This window comes from Bradyrhizobium sp. LHD-71, from assembly GCF_031157255.1.
GTDB lineage: Bacteria > Pseudomonadota > Alphaproteobacteria > Rhizobiales > Xanthobacteraceae > P52-10.
Genome location: NZ_JAVIFX010000058.1, coordinates 1 through 15856, shown reverse-complemented (window position 1 = coordinate 15856; position 15856 = coordinate 1). Strand labels below are relative to the sequence as shown.

General features: G+C 63.2%; 13 protein-coding genes. 9 read left to right on the top strand and 4 right to left on the bottom strand.

Features of this window, described 5'->3' with window-relative positions:
- Nucleotides 1-265 precede the first annotated feature (265 nt).
- Nucleotides 266-886, bottom strand: a complete 621-nt coding sequence (locus tag RCO31_RS34250; RefSeq protein WP_308972873.1) for a DedA family protein — start codon at nt 884-886, stop codon at nt 266-268.
- A gap of 269 nt (nt 887-1155) precedes the next feature.
- Here RCO31_RS34250 and cobS point away from each other — a divergent pair, with 269 nt between their 5' ends.
- The 3 genes from cobS (at nt 1156) to RCO31_RS34235 (ending at nt 5248) form a co-directional block, all read left to right on the top strand.
- The gene (gene cobS / locus RCO31_RS34245) at nt 1156-2145 is read left to right on the top strand and encodes a cobaltochelatase subunit CobS (protein ID WP_308972872.1); all 990 of its coding nucleotides are present in this window, start codon (nt 1156-1158) and stop codon (nt 2143-2145) included.
- Between the two features lie 139 nt (nt 2146-2284).
- Nucleotides 2285-4180, top strand: coding sequence for a cobaltochelatase subunit CobT (cobT, locus tag RCO31_RS34240; protein WP_308972871.1), 1896 nt, complete (start codon nt 2285-2287; stop codon nt 4178-4180).
- A gap of 93 nt (nt 4181-4273) precedes the next feature.
- The gene (locus RCO31_RS34235; RefSeq protein WP_308972870.1) at nt 4274-5248 is read left to right on the top strand and encodes an esterase-like activity of phytase family protein; all 975 of its coding nucleotides are present in this window, start codon (nt 4274-4276) and stop codon (nt 5246-5248) included.
- Between the two features lie 129 nt (nt 5249-5377).
- Here the strand turns inward: RCO31_RS34235 and rpmB are convergent, their stop codons facing one another.
- Nucleotides 5378-5668, bottom strand: coding sequence for a 50S ribosomal protein L28 (gene rpmB / locus RCO31_RS34230; protein ID WP_308972869.1), 291 nt, complete (start codon nt 5666-5668; stop codon nt 5378-5380).
- Nucleotides 5669-5937: 269 nt separating this feature from the next.
- On the opposite strand from rpmB, the gene RCO31_RS34225 reads away from it, so the two are divergent.
- The 6 genes from RCO31_RS34225 to RCO31_RS34200 all read left to right on the top strand — a co-directional run bounded on the left by RCO31_RS34225 (nt 5938) and on the right by RCO31_RS34200 (nt 13157).
- Complete coding sequence (locus RCO31_RS34225; RefSeq protein ID WP_308972868.1) at nt 5938-6810, top strand: DUF3108 domain-containing protein; 873 nt, start codon at nt 5938-5940, stop codon at nt 6808-6810.
- 440 nt (nt 6811-7250) lie between these two features.
- Nucleotides 7251-10529 (top strand): helicase-related protein, encoded by a 3279-nt coding sequence (locus tag RCO31_RS34220; protein ID WP_308972867.1) that lies wholly within the window; start codon nt 7251-7253, stop codon nt 10527-10529.
- A 78-nt stretch (nt 10530-10607) separates the two neighbouring features.
- Nucleotides 10608-10868: an RNA-binding S4 domain-containing protein gene (locus tag RCO31_RS34215; protein WP_308972866.1), complete on the top strand. Its 261-nt coding sequence runs from the start codon at nt 10608-10610 to the stop codon at nt 10866-10868.
- A gap of 193 nt (nt 10869-11061) precedes the next feature.
- Nucleotides 11062-11400, top strand: a complete 339-nt coding sequence (gene fdxA, locus RCO31_RS34210) for a ferredoxin FdxA (protein ID WP_308972865.1) — start codon at nt 11062-11064, stop codon at nt 11398-11400.
- A 370-nt stretch (nt 11401-11770) separates the two neighbouring features.
- Nucleotides 11771-12574, top strand: coding sequence for a CarD family transcriptional regulator (locus RCO31_RS34205; protein WP_308972864.1), 804 nt, complete (start codon nt 11771-11773; stop codon nt 12572-12574).
- Between the two features lie 313 nt (nt 12575-12887).
- Nucleotides 12888-13157: a DUF1272 domain-containing protein gene (locus RCO31_RS34200; protein ID WP_308972863.1), complete on the top strand. Its 270-nt coding sequence runs from the start codon at nt 12888-12890 to the stop codon at nt 13155-13157.
- Nucleotides 13158-13270: 113 nt separating this feature from the next.
- On the opposite strand, the gene RCO31_RS34195 is transcribed toward RCO31_RS34200, so the two are convergent.
- Entirely contained in the window at nt 13271-14710 is a 1440-nt protein-coding gene (locus tag RCO31_RS34195) for a M48 family metalloprotease (RefSeq protein WP_308972874.1), read from the bottom strand.
- Between the two features lie 169 nt (nt 14711-14879).
- On the bottom strand, nt 14880-15680 hold the full coding sequence (locus RCO31_RS34190) for a thermonuclease family protein (protein ID WP_308972862.1): 801 nt from the start codon (nt 15678-15680) through the stop codon (nt 14880-14882).
- Between the last annotated feature and the right edge of the window lie 176 nt (nt 15681-15856).

The window sequence follows — 15856 nt, the reverse complement described above, 5'->3', positions numbered from 1 at the left end:
CTGGATCGCACATGCGAGTGAGCAGTTACGCAACGGCAACCTCATCCGGCCCCGCGCGCGCTACACCGGGCCGATGCCGCGGGCGGCAAAGGCGTAGCCGGCTAGTGTCCCGAATCCGAAGTTCGCCGTACTTTGCAGCGAGCTCAGAGCGAACTTCGGATTCGATCAGGACACTAGCAAGTTTATGATTCTAGTGTCGTTTATGGATCAGAAATTCGCACGATGGACTAGCGGCAACGATGGCGCGAATTTCTGATCCACGACACTAGCTTGCTCCGAAAAGATGCCGTCGGCGCACGAACCACAGGACGACGGCCACAGCGATGGCGACGGCGAGCAGCGGCAGCGCGATATGCTCGATCTCTCTTCCGTGTTGCTTCCACAGGCTGCCGGCGAGCGCGCCCGGCAACACATGCGCACAGGCCCATAGGCCGATCGCAACAAGGTTGATCGGATAGAAGCGTGTCGGCGGCATGCCCAGAGCGCCCGCGGTCACCGGCACGAAGGCGCGCACCGGCGGCACGAAGCGGGCGAGCAGCACGGCGATGGTTCCCCGGCGCTGGAAGAACTCTTCGCTGCGAGCGATCAGTGTCGGATACGACGCCATCGGCCACCATGTCAGGATACGCCGCCGCTCGATGTTCCCGAGCAGGAAGGCGGTGCCGTCGCCGATCACGGCTCCGACGATCGCGCCGGCAAGCACGCCGCCAAGGCTCAGGTCTCCCGCCGCGACCAGCGCGCTCAGCCCGATGATGACGCTCGATCCGGGCACGAACGATCCTAACACCGGCACGGCCTCCAGCAGCGCGGCAAAAAACGCGGTCGCATAGGCGAGGAACGGGTGCGCGGAGACGAAGTTGATGAGCTGGTCAAGGAGGTGTGCCACGCCTGTAATGTGCGCTCCCGAAGCGCGCCGGTCCAGCGGGGTGCAGCCGCCGCAACGGCCGCTTGTTGTTGGGCGCTTTCCGCAAGGCAGCCCTTCAAATCCCGTTGCGATGACTTATCTAATTGATGAAAAAGCGGAACTTTTGATTGCGGCGCAGGCTTCTGCCCGCCGTTCCCGTCTGCTAAGTTGCAATGATTGCAGCTCCAGCCGCAGCCTTGACCGCAGCCAACGCACGACTGGTTTCGGGAACGCCCCGACGCCACGGAGGAATGATGACCGCCGCAGCCAATGACATGACCGCATTGCCCGACATGAAAGTCTCCGTCCGGCAAGTGTTCGGTATCGATTCCGACATGGAAGTGCCGGCCTACTCGACGACTGACCCGCATGTGCCCGATACCGATCCGGATTATCGCTTCGATCGCGCGACCACACTGGCCATTCTTGCCGGTTTTGCAAAGAACCGCCGTGTGATGGTGACCGGCTATCACGGCACCGGCAAATCGACGCATATCGAGCAGGTAGCGGCGCGGCTGAACTGGCCTTGCGTGCGCGTCAACCTCGACAGCCATATCAGCCGTATCGATCTGGTCGGCAAGGATTCGATTGTCATCAAGGAAGGCAAGCAGGTCACCGAGTTCCGTGACGGCATTCTGCCTTGGGCGCTGCAGCACAATGTGGCGTTGGTGTTCGACGAATATGATGCCGGCCGCCCGGACGTGATGTTCGTGATTCAGCGGGTGCTGGAAGTCTCCGGCCGGCTGACGTTGCTCGACCAGAACAAGGTGATCAAGCCGCATCCGGCGTTTCGCCTGTTCTCGACGGCAAACACCGTCGGCCTCGGCGATACCACCGGCCTCTACCATGGTACCCAGCAGATCAACCAGGGTCAGATGGACCGCTGGTCGATCGTCACCACGCTGAACTATCTGTCGCACGATGAGGAAGTCGAGATCGTGCTGGCGAAGGCGCGGCACTACCGCACGAGCGAGGGCCGGGACATCGTCGGCAAGATGGTCCGCCTTGCCGACCTGACACGCAATGCGTTCGCCAACGGCGATCTGTCGACGGTGATGAGCCCGCGTACGGTGATCACCTGGGCGGAGAACGCCGAGATCTTCGGCGACATCGGTTTCGCGTTCCGTGTGACCTTCCTGAACAAGTGCGATGAGCTGGAGCGGCCGCTGGTGGCGGAATTCTATCAGCGCTGCTTCAACGCGGAGCTTCCTGAGTCGTCGGTTAACGTCGCGTTGAGCTGATCGATCATGTCGCCCCTGCGAAAGCAGGGGCCCCATACGCTGTAGACTTTCGATTGGGTAGCGACGCCGCGCAGAGTTTAACAATCCAAGCTGGTGGTTATGGGTCCCTGTTTTCGCAGGGACGACCAATGTGAGCGAAATGACCACGAACTCGAAGCCGAGACCGGGATCGAAGGAAGCGCCGACCGAGCCGTTCAAACGTGCGGTCACGTCGTGCCTGCGCGCCATCGCGCGACAGCCTGAACTCGAAGTGTCGTTTGCGGCGGAACGGCCCGGCCTTGCGCCGGGCAAGGCGCGGCTGCCGGAACCGCCGCGCAAGCTGTCCCGGAAAGATGCCGCGATCGTGCGAGGCCACGCGGATTCCATTGCGTTGCGGCTCGCCTGTCACGATCCAGCCGTGCATCGCAAACAGGTGCCCGGCAACATGCAGGCGCGTGGCGTGTTCGATGCGGTCGAACAGGCGCGCGTCGAAGCCATCGGCGCGCGGCGTATGTCCGGTGTGGCGAAGAACCTGACCGCCTATCTCGACGATCACTATCATCGCGGCAAGTTCGATGAGATCACCGACCGGGCCGATGCGCCGCTTGCCGACGCGCTGGCGATGATGGTGCGGGAGCGACTGACCGGCCTCGCGCCACCGCAGGCGGCAAAGAAGCTGGTCGACCTGTGGCGTCCACTGATCGAGGACAAGGCACGCGCCCGGCTCGATCGCCTCGAATCAGTGATCGAGGACCAGCGCAAGTTCGCAGATGCCCTGCACGATCTGCTCGATGCGCTCGAACTCGGTGACCGCACCGATGCCGACCAGGACGACGAAGATCAGGACGAGAACCAGGAGGGCGATCAGGATCAGTCCGGCGCCGAGGGCCAGCCGGATGGCGAGGCTTCGCAGGACATGGACATGGAGCAGGCGGAGGCCTCCGCCGAGGACGCTGCCGAAAGCGCCGAGGCGGCCCAGTCATCGTCGAGCGATACGTTCGATGACAGCGAAATGGGCGAGGATGAGACGCCCGGCGATACGACGCGTCCGCCGATGCGCGGCGGCAACGAGCCGCGCGGGCCGGAATATCACGCCTTCGCGCCGAAGTTCGACGAAGTCGTCAACGCCGAAGACCTTTGCGATCCGGAGGAGCTCGAACGGCTGCGCGCCTATCTCGACAAGCAGCTCGCGCATCTGCAGGGCGTGGTCGCACGCCTTGCCAACCGCCTGCAGCGGAAGCTGATGGCGCAGCAGAACCGCGCCTGGGATTTCGATCTTGAGGAGGGTATCCTCGATCCGGCCCGGCTATCACGCGTCGTCACCGATCCGATGCATCCGCTCTCGTTCATGCACGAGAAGGAGGCGACGTTCCGCGACACCGTCGTCACGCTTCTGCTCGACAATTCCGGCTCGATGCGCGGACGGCCGATCACGGTCGCTGCGACTTGCGCCGATATCCTTGCGCGCACGCTGGAGCGGTGCGGCGTGAAGGTCGAAATTCTTGGCTTCACCACCCGCGCATGGAAGGGCGGTCAGTCGCGCGAAGCCTGGCTCGCCGCCGGCAAGCCAGGTGGTCCGGGCCGGTTGAACGATCTGCGCCACATCATCTACAAGTCGGCGGACGCGCCATGGCGGCGCGCGCGCAAGAACCTCGGTTTGATGATGCGCGAGGGGCTGTTGAAGGAAAACATCGACGGTGAGGCGCTTGATTGGGCACACAAGCGACTGCTCGGCAGGCCCGAACAGCGGCGCATCCTGATGATGATCTCGGACGGCGCGCCGGTCGACGACTCGACGCTGTCCGTCAACCCGGGCAACTATCTCGAGCGGCACCTGCGCCACATCATCGAGGAGATCGAGACGCGTAGCCCCGTGCAGCTCATCGCTATAGGCATTGGTCACGACGTGACACGCTACTATCGTCGTGCGGTGACCATCGTCGATGCGGAAGAACTCGGTGGTGCGATCACCGAGAAGCTTGCCGAACTGTTCAGCGAGAACGCCGAGCCTCCGCCACGTCCGACACGTCCCGGCCAGAGCCGCCGTCTGCATTGACTTAAGATGATGCCGAGCGCGGGTAGCCGCTGGCTAAGAGCGATGCCGGCCGTCGTTTTGACGGCGTGTCTCGTTGTGGCGTGTCTTGCATGCATGCCGGGGCGTGCGTGTGCGCAGGCGGCGGCAGTTGCGGCGCCTGTCACCACTGCCGTCGAGGTTACGTCGCGTCCGCTCGAGGCGTTCGATTTGCGCGACCGCACGCGCCGCAGATTCGGCGATCTCGTATTTCGCTCAGGGCTCGTACTGACCTCATCGTTCAAAGAATTCGGCGGCCTGTCGGCCTTTCGCATCGAGCCGAATGGCAAGAGCTTCGTCGCCATGAATGATAAGGGCGACTGGTTCACCGGCAGCCTCGTCTATCAAGGGAAGGCGCTTGCGGGCCTTACCGACGTTCGCTCCGCGCCCATGCTTGGCGCCGACGGCAGGCCGATCACATTGAGAAAACTGTACGACAGCGAGTCGCTCGCCGTCGACGGGACGACGCTCTACGTCGGCATTGAGCGCGTCAACCGCATCCTGAAGTTCGATTTCCGTCGCGGCGGCGTCGCCTCGCGCGGTGAGGAGATCCCGATGCCTGCGGCGTTCCGGCGGCTGCCTTACAATAAGGGACCGGAAGGGCTGGTGTTCGTGCCGAAGGGTTTGCCGCTGGAAGGGACACTGATCGTCGTTTCCGAGCGAGGGCTCAACGCGTCGGGGAATCTGGTCGGCTTCCTGGTCGGCGGGCCGCGGCCTGGGCAGTTCTCGATTCGCCGTTCGCGTGATTTCGATATCAGCGACGCAGCGCTGCTGCCGTCAGGCGATCTTCTGATCCTCGAACGGAAATTTTCGATGCTGGCCGGTGTCGGTATCCGTATTCGCAGGATTCCTCTGCGCGTGATCGCGCCGGGTGCCATCGTCGATGGACCGTCGATCTTCGAAGCTGATCTGGGCCACGAGATCGACAACATGGAGGGACTCGACGTGCATCGCACGGCCGACGGCGACACAGTACTGACGATGGTCTCCGACGATAACTTCTCGATGCTGCAGCGGACGTTGCTGCTGCAGTTCACGCTGGTGGATGATTGAGCCGGCCCTGCAGCCTGGATGCAGCGAGCGAAGTGAAAGCCGGGGGCTTCCCCGTCATCCGGGCACCCAAAAACAAAACGGCCGCGCGATGCCCGGCCGTCGTAACGCCAATCTGCCAAGCAGAGGCTGTCAGCCCGCCGCCTGCTTCTTCTTCTCGATCTGGCGCTTGATGTCGCGCGCACGCTTGGAGAGGCCGTCTTCCTTGGCTTTCAGCAGGAAGGCGTCGAGCCCGCCATTGTGATCGACCGACTTGATCGCGTTCGCCGATACGCGCAGCTTCACGCCGCGGCCGAGCGCATCCGAGATCATCGTCACGTTGCACAGGTTCGGCAGGAAGCGCCGTTTCGTCTTGATGTTGGAGTGGCTGACCTTGTGGCCGACCTGCACTCCTTTGGCGGTCAGTTCGCAGCGCCGCGACATGGCGAAATCCTTAAAATTTGCTCGTCCGGCAGGCAGCAGTTCGCTCGCCGAGGTCGAATTCAGGTCCATTTGAAGGAACGGGCGGACGTATAAGGGTCGCTCCGCCGACCGTCAAGCCGCGGAAATCCATAAAGATAGCCGCAAATTGGACCTCTCGCCGGCGACAAACGCCCGAATCCGGTCCTTATAAACGACGCAATCTGCCCATGATCTTGAGATATTGCATTGCGTCAGCCAGATGCCTCCTGCAGGCCGGGACGTTCCTATCCGTGTCCAAACCTCCAATACTCGTTGCGCAGCGGTCTATCCCACCGGTGTTCGCGGCCGGATGCCTGCTCCTGGCTGGCGCGGTTGCGGACGGCGCATCAGCGCAGGGCAGGGTTGAGGCGCAGTACGAGGTGACGCTCGCTGGCATCCCGATCGGCAAGGGCTCGTGGGTGGTAGATATCGCCGAAGAGCAGTATTCCGCGATCGCCAACGGCAAGACGACCGGCCTCGTCGCGATGATCTCGACCGGCGAGGGCAATGGCGGTGCGCAAGGCCGGGTGATCAAGGGTCAGCTCGCTCCGGCGAACTACACCGTGAAGATGATCACCAACAAGAAGACCGAGGTCCTACGGATTTCGCTGGCCCAGGGCAATGTGAAGGATTTCGCGATCGAGCCGGAACAGCCGGTCAATCCAGAGCGGATTCCAGTGACCGAAGCGCATAGGCGTGGTGTCTTGGACCCGATGACGGGATCGCTGTTGCGCGTTCCCGGCACCGGCGATCCGGTCTCGCCGGAGGCCTGTGGCCAGGTGCAGTCGGTGTTCGACGGCCGCATGCGCTACGATCTCAAGCTTGAGTACCGGCGCGTTGAGGCGGTCAAAGTGGACAAGGGCTATCAGGGCCCCGCCGTCGTCTGCGCGATCCAGTTTGTGCCGATTTCGGGCTACGTGCCGGATCGGACGGCGATCAAGTACCTGAAGGCGCAGCGCAACATGGAGGTGTGGTTTGCGCCGATCCTCGGCACGCGCGTGCTGATGCCGCTCAAGGTCGTGATTCCGACCCCGATTGGGACCGGCGTGATGCAGGCGACGCGGTTCACAAACTCGCTGTCCGCGCACCCGTCCAATCCTGCTGCGGCCGTCCGCACTCAATAGCGAGTTGTCACCGTCTTTACGTTCTCATCACTTTGCGGCGACCTCGCTGGCGAGCATCAGAACCAGGAGGGGACCCAGCAACTTTATGAAGTGAGTGCGCTTTTCGGATTGGGCGATCGTATGCGTGCCACTTGGCACGAGAGTCAGATTCAGTCGGGGCCGTGAGGGAATCAAGTTGACTCCAGGGCCGATCGGAGTCCGTCTGACGTTAACGAAAGAACGTTTTCGTGATACCCGCGAGCGACGCATCTGTCCCCGATGTTGTGGTCCAGATGTAGTAGAGTGCGAGATATTGCGGGGAACGAAACAGATGCCAAACGAGTCAGCGATTCGGGCGCGATTCGTTCTAGACTCGTTCCAAAGCTTAAGCCGTGGCGCTCGCGCGTCGCATTCTGAGACACTAGATCCCGCGCTGTGTGCACGCGGAACTGCTTGAATCAATGACATTTTCGTCTTCTTCTCCCAGCTTCGGCGGCGACCGGGCGCCGGGTGCCGGCGTCACTGCCGTGCTGGGCCCGACCAATACCGGCAAAACTCATCTCGCCATCGAGCGGATGAGTGCGCATTCGTCCGGCCTCATCGGTCTGCCACTGCGGCTGTTGGCGCGCGAGGTCTACAACCGTCTGGTCGAGCGAGTGGGGGCTGAGTCCGTCGCGCTCATTACCGGCGAGGAAAAGATCAAGCCGCGGAATGCGCGATTCTGGGTCTCGACCGTTGAGGCGATGCCGCGCGACCTCGACGTGTCGTTTCTTGCGGTGGATGAGATCCAGATTGCCGCCGATCTCGACCGTGGCCACGTCTTCACGGATCGCATCCTCAATCGTCGCGGTCGCGATGAAACGCTGATTCTGGGCGCAGCGACGATGCGCGGCATTGTGGAGCGGCTGCTACCCGGCGTCAGCGTAGTGACGCGGCCGCGCCTGTCGCAGCTGCATTTCGCCGGCGACCGCAAGATCACGCGCCAGCCGCGCCGCACGGCGATCGTCGCGTTTTCGGCGGACGAGGTTTATGCCATCGCCGAATTGATCCGCCGCCAGCATGGCGGCGCCGCCGTGGTGATGGGTTCGCTGTCTCCCCGCACGCGCAATGCGCAGGTAGCGATGTTTCAATCCGGCGAGGTCGACTATCTGGTGGCGACCGATGCCATCGGCATGGGGCTCAACCTCGATGTCGATCACGTTGCCTTCGCGTCCGACCGCAAATATGACGGCTACCAGTATCGCCGCCTGAATCCAGCGGAATTTGCGCAGATCGCCGGTCGTGCCGGCCGCGCCACGCGCGACGGTACATTCGGCACCACGGGCCGCTGCGTCCCGTTCGAGCCGGAACTCGTCAACGCGCTGCAGAACCATACCTTCGACAGCGTAAAACAGCTGCAATGGCGGAATACGGCGCTGGATTTCGCCTCCCTCGGCGCGCTGCAGGCGACGCTAGCGCTGTCACCGCGGCACGAGGTGCTCACCCGTGCACCGCTGGCCGAAGATATTCGCGTCCTGGATCACGCCGCCCGCGACGCGGAGGTGCGGGCAATGGCTCGAGAGGCCGCGGCGGTCGAGCGCCTCTGGGATGTCTGCCAACTGCCGGATTACCGCAAGATCGCTCCGGCAGCGCATGCGGAACTGGTGACCACGCTGTTCGGCTTTCTGATGACGCGCGGACGCATTCCGGATGACTGGTATGCGGCCCAGGTTGCCCAGGCCGATCGAACCGATGGCGATATCGACACGTTGTCCGCGCGCATTGCGCAAATCAGAACCTGGACGTTTGCGGCAAATCGTCCCGACTGGCTGGCCGATCCGGAACATTGGCAGGGGACTGCGCGTGCAATTGAGGATAAATTGTCGGATGCACTACACGAGCGGCTCACGGAACGTTTCGTTGATCGCCGCACCAGTGTATTGATGCGCCGATTGCGGGAAAATGCGACGTTGGAAACCGAGATAAGCAAGACTGGAGACGTGGTCGTCGAGGGGCACACTATCGGCCGCCTTGATGGATTCATGTTCGCACCCGACGCGGCTGAGGCCGGCTCGGAAGCAAAGGCGTTGCATGCCGCGGCGCAGAAGGCGCTCGCCGGCGAAATCGACGCGCGTGCCACAAAGCTCGCCGCTGGCTCAGACGATCAGTTTGCGCTTGCCTCGGACGGCACGCTGCGCTGGACGGGCGACGCGATCGGCAAATTGATGTCCGCCGACAATGTGCTGGAGCCGCGCGTCCGCTTGATCGCCGACGACAGACTAGCGGGCGCAGCGCGCGAGAGCGTGCAGGCGCGGCTCGATCTCTGGCTCAAGGCGCACGTTACGAAGCTGCTCGGGCCGCTGTTTGAACTGTCGAAGGCCGAAGACATCACCGGCATCGGTCGTGGCATCGCCTTTCAGCTGGTCGAAGCGCTCGGTGTTCTCGAGCGGCAGAAGATCGCCGCAGAGATGAAGGATCTCGACCAGACCTCGCGCGCAACCTTGCGCAAGTATGGCGTTCGCTTCGGCGCTTATCACATCTATATGCCCGCGCTCCTGAAGCCGGCGGCGCGCGCACTGGCGTCGCTGCTCTGGTCATTGAAGCACGACAATGTCGATCTCGCTGCGCTGACGAGCGCGCAGCATCTGGCGAGCACCGGTCGCACCTCGTTTCCTGCTGACAAGGCGCTGGACCGTGATGCCTATCGCACGCTCGGCTATCGCCTGGCCGGCGAGCGCGCGGTCCGCGTCGACATTCTCGAGCGGCTGGCGGATCTCATCCGCCCGGCCCTTGCCTGGCGCGACGGCTCGAGCGCGCCGAAGCCGCCTGGCGCGTTTGATGGTCGCTCGTTCGTCGTGACACAGGCGATGACGTCGCTGACAGGATCCGCAGGCGAGGACTTCGCGTCGATCCTGCGCGCGCTCGGCTATCGTATGGACCGACGGCCGCCATTGCCGCCTGAGCCTGCCGTCGTGCCGGACGCGACGGTCGAGCAGCAGTCGGCGCCGGAAACCACGCAGCCGGTCGGCATCGTTGCGGCAAACGATAATGTGGTCGGCGCGGCGCAGCTTCAGGCTGACGTTGCGGAAGCCGCAAGTAATCCTGCGGAGTCGGCCGAACCGCCGAGTGCTGAAGCGCCAACTGCCGCGACCGAAGAAGCCGCACCGGCGAGCGAGGCTGTCGTCGCGGCCGAACCGTCCGCCGAAACCGCCACGCAAGACGATATGCTGGCTGTCGTCGAGGCGGCGGCCGAGCCTGCCGCTGCTCTATCCGAACCGGTGGCTGACGCAGCTGCCCCGCCTGCATTGATCGAGGTCTGGCGTCCTGCCGGCCGGCATGAGGAGCGCAAGCACCGGCACGAGCGTCCGCGCCATCGCCGTCCCGATCATGCGCAGACGACAGAGGCCGGTGCGACGCCGAGTGATGGTGATCACGGCCACCGGCGCGATCGAGGCAAGGATTTTCATCGACGCCGCCGACACCAGGCCGGTCAAGACGAATCGGGTGCGCAGGCTGGCGAGGCAAGCACCGCCGCTGCCGGCAGCGGCGAGGCGCGTTCACGCGAGGACCGTCGTCGCTTTCAAGGCAAGGGCAAGGGGCGCCCGGATCACGCGCAGGCAAACCGTCGCGACCAGCGGCACGGCGGGGGACAGCGACAGGATCGCCCGCAGCGCGATCGTCCGGTCGATCCCAACTCGCCGTTCGCAAAGCTCGCGGCGTTGAAAGAGCAGCTCGAGTCTGGCGCGAAGGAAAAGCATTAGGCTAGTGCGGTGTTTCTGACGCTCGCACGAGGGACTCGCGGCAAGGTGGTGCGAGCGTCAGAAACAGGACATTAGCCCGTGGATCGCCAGCGGATCGACAAATGGCTCTGGCACGCGCGCATCGTCAAAACCCGCACGGGCGCGGCCGAGCTGGTTGTCAGTGGTCACGTCAGGGTTAACAGCACCCGTGTGGTGGCGGCGTCGCATCCCGTCAAGGTCGGAGATGTGCTGACCATCGCGCTGGACCGCCGCATCCGCATCTGGAAGGTGGCGGATTTCGCCGAACGACGCGGTGATGCCACGGCTGCGCGGGCGCTCTACGTCGAGCTGGCCGAGTGAACTGTGACCTGCATTACAGAGCTGAGCGCGCTTCACTTGCAGCCATTCGCATCCTGCGCTAGGCCACACCGCGCACGTCGCACGGTTTTTGACCGGGCGGCGCAAACCGATGTTCTGAAGAGTAATTTCTTGCTGTGAACGGCCAGCTTCGCAGGAAATTTCTCCGACTGTTTGACCCGTTCCGGAGCTGTCGATGACTTACGTCGTCACTGATAACTGCATTAAGTGCAAGTATACCGACTGCGTGGAAGTGTGCCCGGTCGATTGCTTTTACGAAGGCGAAAATATGCTCGTGATCCATCCGGACGAGTGTATCGACTGCGGTGTGTGCGAGCCGGAATGTCCTGCCGATGCGATCAAGCCGGACACCGAACCCAGTCTGGAAAAATGGCTGGAGGTGAACGCCGAATACGCCAAGGCCTGGCCGAATATCACACAAAAGAAAGACCAGGACCCCGACGCTGAGAAGCACGACGGCGAAGAGGGCAAGTTCGAGAAGTATTTCTCAACCAAGCCCGGTGCCGGCGACTAAAAACGCCTTCTCTTCCATCTCCTATACGTTGCTGAACGGACGGTCGCTTAACCCTAAAGCGTGCCGCATTTCGCCTTTTGGTCATAAATCATTGATTTTCGCGGAAAATGTGTTATTTTGGGCACATTCAAGAAGCCGGAATCAGCTTCCGCCCCTTGAGTGGCCGGACATGACTGGATTCCCCGGAAAAAGCCCGTGAACAGGAGCGTGGCGGTTCCACGCACAGGTTGTGTCAAGCAAAAGCGCGCGTTCCAAGAGTATTGCGAAGACCGCCAGGAAGTCTACGGCGTCGAGCCGGAGCTCATCGAAGACTGCCGCCAGGGCCAGTAAGGTCAAGGCGGCGGCCAAATCCCGAACAGCAAAGAACGTAATGGCCAAGAACACTGCCCAGAAGACTGCCAAGCCCGCCGCCCGGACCGTATCCAGGACTGCCGTGAAGCCCGCTGTCAGGGCTGCGGCACCGAAGGCAGCGGCTCACGCCAAGCCTGCTGCGCACAAAGCTGCTCCTGTGAAGACAGCTGCTGCCAAGCCCGCCGCACCGAAGGTCGAAGAGGTGAAGAAGCCTGCGACCCAGCGTCAGGGCTTCAAGACCAATGAATTCGTGGTGTATCCGGCGCATGGTGTCGGCCAGATCCTGGCGATCGAAGAGCAGGAGATTGCCGGCGCGAAGCTCGAGTTGTTCGTGATCAACTTCATCAAGGACAAGATGACCCTGCGGGTACCGACCGCAAAAATCATCAATGTCGGCATGCGCAAGCTCTCCGAGCCGGCGTTGGTGAAGAAGGCACTGGAAACGCTGAAGGGCCGGGCGCGCGTGAAGCGTACCATGTGGTCGCGTCGCGCGCAGGAGTACGAGGCCAAGATCAACTCCGGCGACATCGTTGCGATCGCCGAAGTCGTGCGCGACCTCTATCGTTCCGAATCGCAGCCTGAGCAGTCCTATAGCGAGCGTCAGCTGTACGAGGCGGCGCTGGACCGGCTGTCGCGCGAAATCGCGGCCGTGCAGCACGTGACCGAGACCGAGGCAGTCAAGGAAATCGAGGCAGCTCTTGCCAAGGGCCCGCGCCGCGGCGCCAAGACTGATGCTGATGCCGTGGGTGAGGCCGAGGGCGACGAAGGTGACGAGGACGAGGCCGACGGCGACGATACGTTGACCGAGGACGAAGCGGCCTAAGTCAACGACCACAGTTCGATCAGTTTCGAAGCCCGGCTCCATGAGCCGGGCTTTTGTTTTGTGCTATTCAGGGTCGTTCCTGCGGAAGCCCATGTTTACCGAACCAATATGATCGCGAGCGGCAACCCAAGAAGGCAACGAGCGCACGTCGTCTCTTGGAGACGGCGGTTACGGGTCACGGCGCGGCGCTTCGCTTGGCCGGGACGACGTATTGGATACAATTGTGCCTGCGCCCGACTGCAAACACGCGTGCCGGCGCGCGTGCGAACAAATGACGTGCACGGATCGCAAAGAGACAGCTGAGGATTTCGTCATGGCCCTGGAGTTGCGTCCGAACTGCGAATGCTGCGATCGCGACCTGCCGCCACAGTCGCGCGAGGCGTATATGTGCTCCTATGAATGTACATTCTGTGCTGACTGCACGAACGCCGTGCTGCATGGGCGCTGCCCGAACTGCCATGGCGAGCTGGTGCGCCGTCCGGTGCGGCCCGAGGCTGGCCCCGCCGGTGGTCTCGCCAAGCACCCTGCATCCACCAAGCGCAAGCTGAAGCTCGGCGGCTGCGCGCCTGCGACCGCGGCGTAGTCCTGAACGTTCGGTGTTGCAGCGAGCGCATGTCCGGACTCTGCGCTTCGACGGCACGATTTTATTGGCGAACGCGCATGGTCGCGACCACTCGTCGCCAACGAGCGACGAAACTACTCCACCACGATCTTGATGCGGTCGCGCGGCTTGACGGTGCTCTTGGCATCAAGGCCATTGAGGATCAGGAAGCGCTCGAGCTGGCGATCGACGCCGGCCATGCGATGAGATAGCGATTCGACGGTATCGCCCGGCTGTACCGTGATAACCTTCAGCCGAAGCGGGCGGGCAGCCTGGATCTCGGCAAGCGTCAGCCGGCGGAACGTGTTGACCGTATCGCGGAAACTGCGATCGCCCTCGCCGCCTCTTTGTTTCGACGCGAACACGAAGCGGTACACGTCGCTGCCGAACCGCAAAGCGTAGACGCGAAAGCGCCATTGTTCGCCGCGCGCGATCGCAGTGGCGGCTCGAAAGCCGTTGACGGTGAGGTCCTCGACGGTGGTTTTGTCGACGTCGTCGATCCAGCCGGATGTGAGGTATTCCCCCAGCGACTGCTCAGACGAGACGCGCGCGACATCGAAACGCATCGCCTGCGTGCCGCCGTCGCGCACGCCGATCACCGCCTGTGCGGTATTGTCCAGCGAGAAACCTTCCGGCGCCGTGAAGGTGAAGCCGAGCTTGGGATGAATGAATCGACGTCCACGCACGAAGCCTTCGCTCGGGTCTTCGCCATAGATCATCTCGTCCAACGCATCGAGATAGGCGTCGCGGTCACGCTCGCCTCCTCCCGGCGACGAGTACTGCCGCGCGTTGGCCTGCGCGTTCTGCACCCGCTCCGGCGTCGCCGGATGCGAGGAGAGGAAATCCAGCGAACGCGGATCAGCGGCGTTGCGTGAAGCTCGCAGCGCCGCGTTACGCTCCATCGAGGTCAGAAAGCGGACTGCACCGAACGGATCGAAGCCGGCGCGTGCGGCAATGCCGACGCCGATGCCATCGGCTTCGAACTCCTGGGCGCGCGAGAAGCTCGCCAGCGTCAGCTTCGAGCGCGCCAGCGCCAGCGCCGACAGGTCGGCATCGGCGCCGATATCGGTGACGACACGGCTGACGACCGCCGCCTGCCGTGCCTGATCCTCACGGATAGCGGCGTGGCGGGCGATGACATGCGCCATCTCATGCGAGAGCACCGACGACAGTTCGGAGGTATCGCTCGAGAGCGCGATCAGGCCGCGTGTGATGTAGAGCTGACCGCTTGGCAACGCGAAGGCGTTGATCGCGGCGGAGTTCAGGATCGTTACCTTGTAAGACAGATCCGGCCGTTCGGATGCTGCGACGAGCCTCTCGACCGCCTTCGAGATCAAGCTGGAAAGTCGCGCATCCTCGTACACGCCGCCGTAGGATGCGAGGATTCGTTCATGCTCGCGCTCGGTGGCCGCCGTTTGCTGAACCGGCGTGCGCTGCGGCCGCGGGCGCTCCGCCGGCAGGGGCGTCGTGTTTGCCAATTGAAAGCGATTGAAATCGGAGCACGCGCCAAGCGCAAGCCCGGCTGCAAGCATCATCGTTGATGCCGCCACCGCCCTTGCCTTGCCCTTAACAGTTCCCTGTCGCTGCGTGCGCCCTGCCACGGCCGACTGTCCCAACTCCAGCTCAAGAAGTTAACCGCGCATGACCTGATCCGAAAACCGGTACCCCTCCCGGATCAAAACCCGAGACAAGCAGGGATCATGCCTAGTTGCCACCCAATACTTCAATCTGCCCCGCCCAGGAGGCCTGGATTCTTGGTCCGCCGCGCTGTTCCACCCACCCCCGCACGCGGACCCTTCGGCGCTCGAGAGACCGGAGCGGAATTCCGGCGGTCTCAAAGCCTGCCACATTCCGCCTTAAAATAGTCACCGCAAAGTCCTGCGTCCAACGCCGGCCGAAATTGACGTAGAGCGTTGCTCCGGCTTCGCGGACGGACTGCACCCGGCCTTCCACCACGACGAACTGCCCAATCCCCGCCAAAATATCGCCCGGCATTTCCGTGTTTTTTATGGCAGCCGGTTCCGCCCAGAGGCCGCGCCCGGCACGCCGCGCCCGGTCCTCGCGGGCGAGCAGCAAGCGTGCGCAATCCCGATCATCGATCGCCGCCGCAACGAGCAGATGACCATCGTCGACCATGTGGGCTTGGATGGGGGTGTCCTGATCCTGAACGAAGGCGAAGGCCACGAGGCGGCCGTAGCGGTCGGGTTTCGCAGAGCCGCGCAAGACGATGTCGCGCCCGGCGGTGAGCCGTTCGAGCGCCACGCGCTGATCGGGCTTGGCCGGCAGCCCCGAGGTGCTGTCCTCGACGCCGGCCAGTCGCACCTCGCGTCCGTCCTGCATGCGCAGCGTCCGTGCATCGAGGGTGGAGGCGACCCGGCCTTCACCGATCACCGGCGCCATGCACGGCGCCTCGCGCGCGTGCAGCGGCGCGATGTTCCACCCGAGATACGTGCCGAGCACGAGAACAAACGTGCCGAAACGACGATGTCGAATGGCCGCTGTCATTTTCACATTGCGGATGATTGGTGGTGGGCTGGATGTCTCACTCTATCCGATCAATCGGCGGTGCCAAGCGACGTGCAGGGGCACATGGATCGTGTCATCTATGAGGCGAGGTGCGCTCGCCGCCTTCATGACGAGCCGCCTGCTCGTCACGCCGAAGTCCGAGGGGAAAGCGGGCG

Excerpts from the sequence above, each read along its gene's own strand:
- RCO31_RS34205 (WP_308972864.1), top strand. The coding sequence starts at position 11,771 with ATGGCCAAGAACACTGCCCAGAAGACTGCCAAGCCCGCCGCCCGGACC.
- RCO31_RS34220 (WP_308972867.1), top strand. The coding sequence starts at position 7,251 with ATGACATTTTCGTCTTCTTCTCCCAGCTTCGGCGGCGACCGGGCGCCG.
- RCO31_RS34195 (WP_308972874.1), bottom strand. The coding sequence starts at position 14,710 with ATGATGCTTGCAGCCGGGCTTGCGCTTGGCGCGTGCTCCGATTTCAAT.
- rpmB (WP_308972869.1), bottom strand. The coding sequence starts at position 5,668 with ATGTCGCGGCGCTGCGAACTGACCGCCAAAGGAGTGCAGGTCGGCCAC.
- RCO31_RS34235 (WP_308972870.1), top strand. The coding sequence starts at position 4,274 with ATGCCGGGGCGTGCGTGTGCGCAGGCGGCGGCAGTTGCGGCGCCTGTC.
- cobT (WP_308972871.1), top strand. The coding sequence starts at position 2,285 with ATGACCACGAACTCGAAGCCGAGACCGGGATCGAAGGAAGCGCCGACC.
- RCO31_RS34200 (WP_308972863.1), top strand. The coding sequence starts at position 12,888 with ATGGCCCTGGAGTTGCGTCCGAACTGCGAATGCTGCGATCGCGACCTG.
- cobS (WP_308972872.1), top strand. The coding sequence starts at position 1,156 with ATGATGACCGCCGCAGCCAATGACATGACCGCATTGCCCGACATGAAA.
- fdxA (WP_308972865.1), top strand. The coding sequence starts at position 11,062 with ATGACTTACGTCGTCACTGATAACTGCATTAAGTGCAAGTATACCGAC.
- RCO31_RS34190 (WP_308972862.1), bottom strand. The coding sequence starts at position 15,680 with ATGACAGCGGCCATTCGACATCGTCGTTTCGGCACGTTTGTTCTCGTG.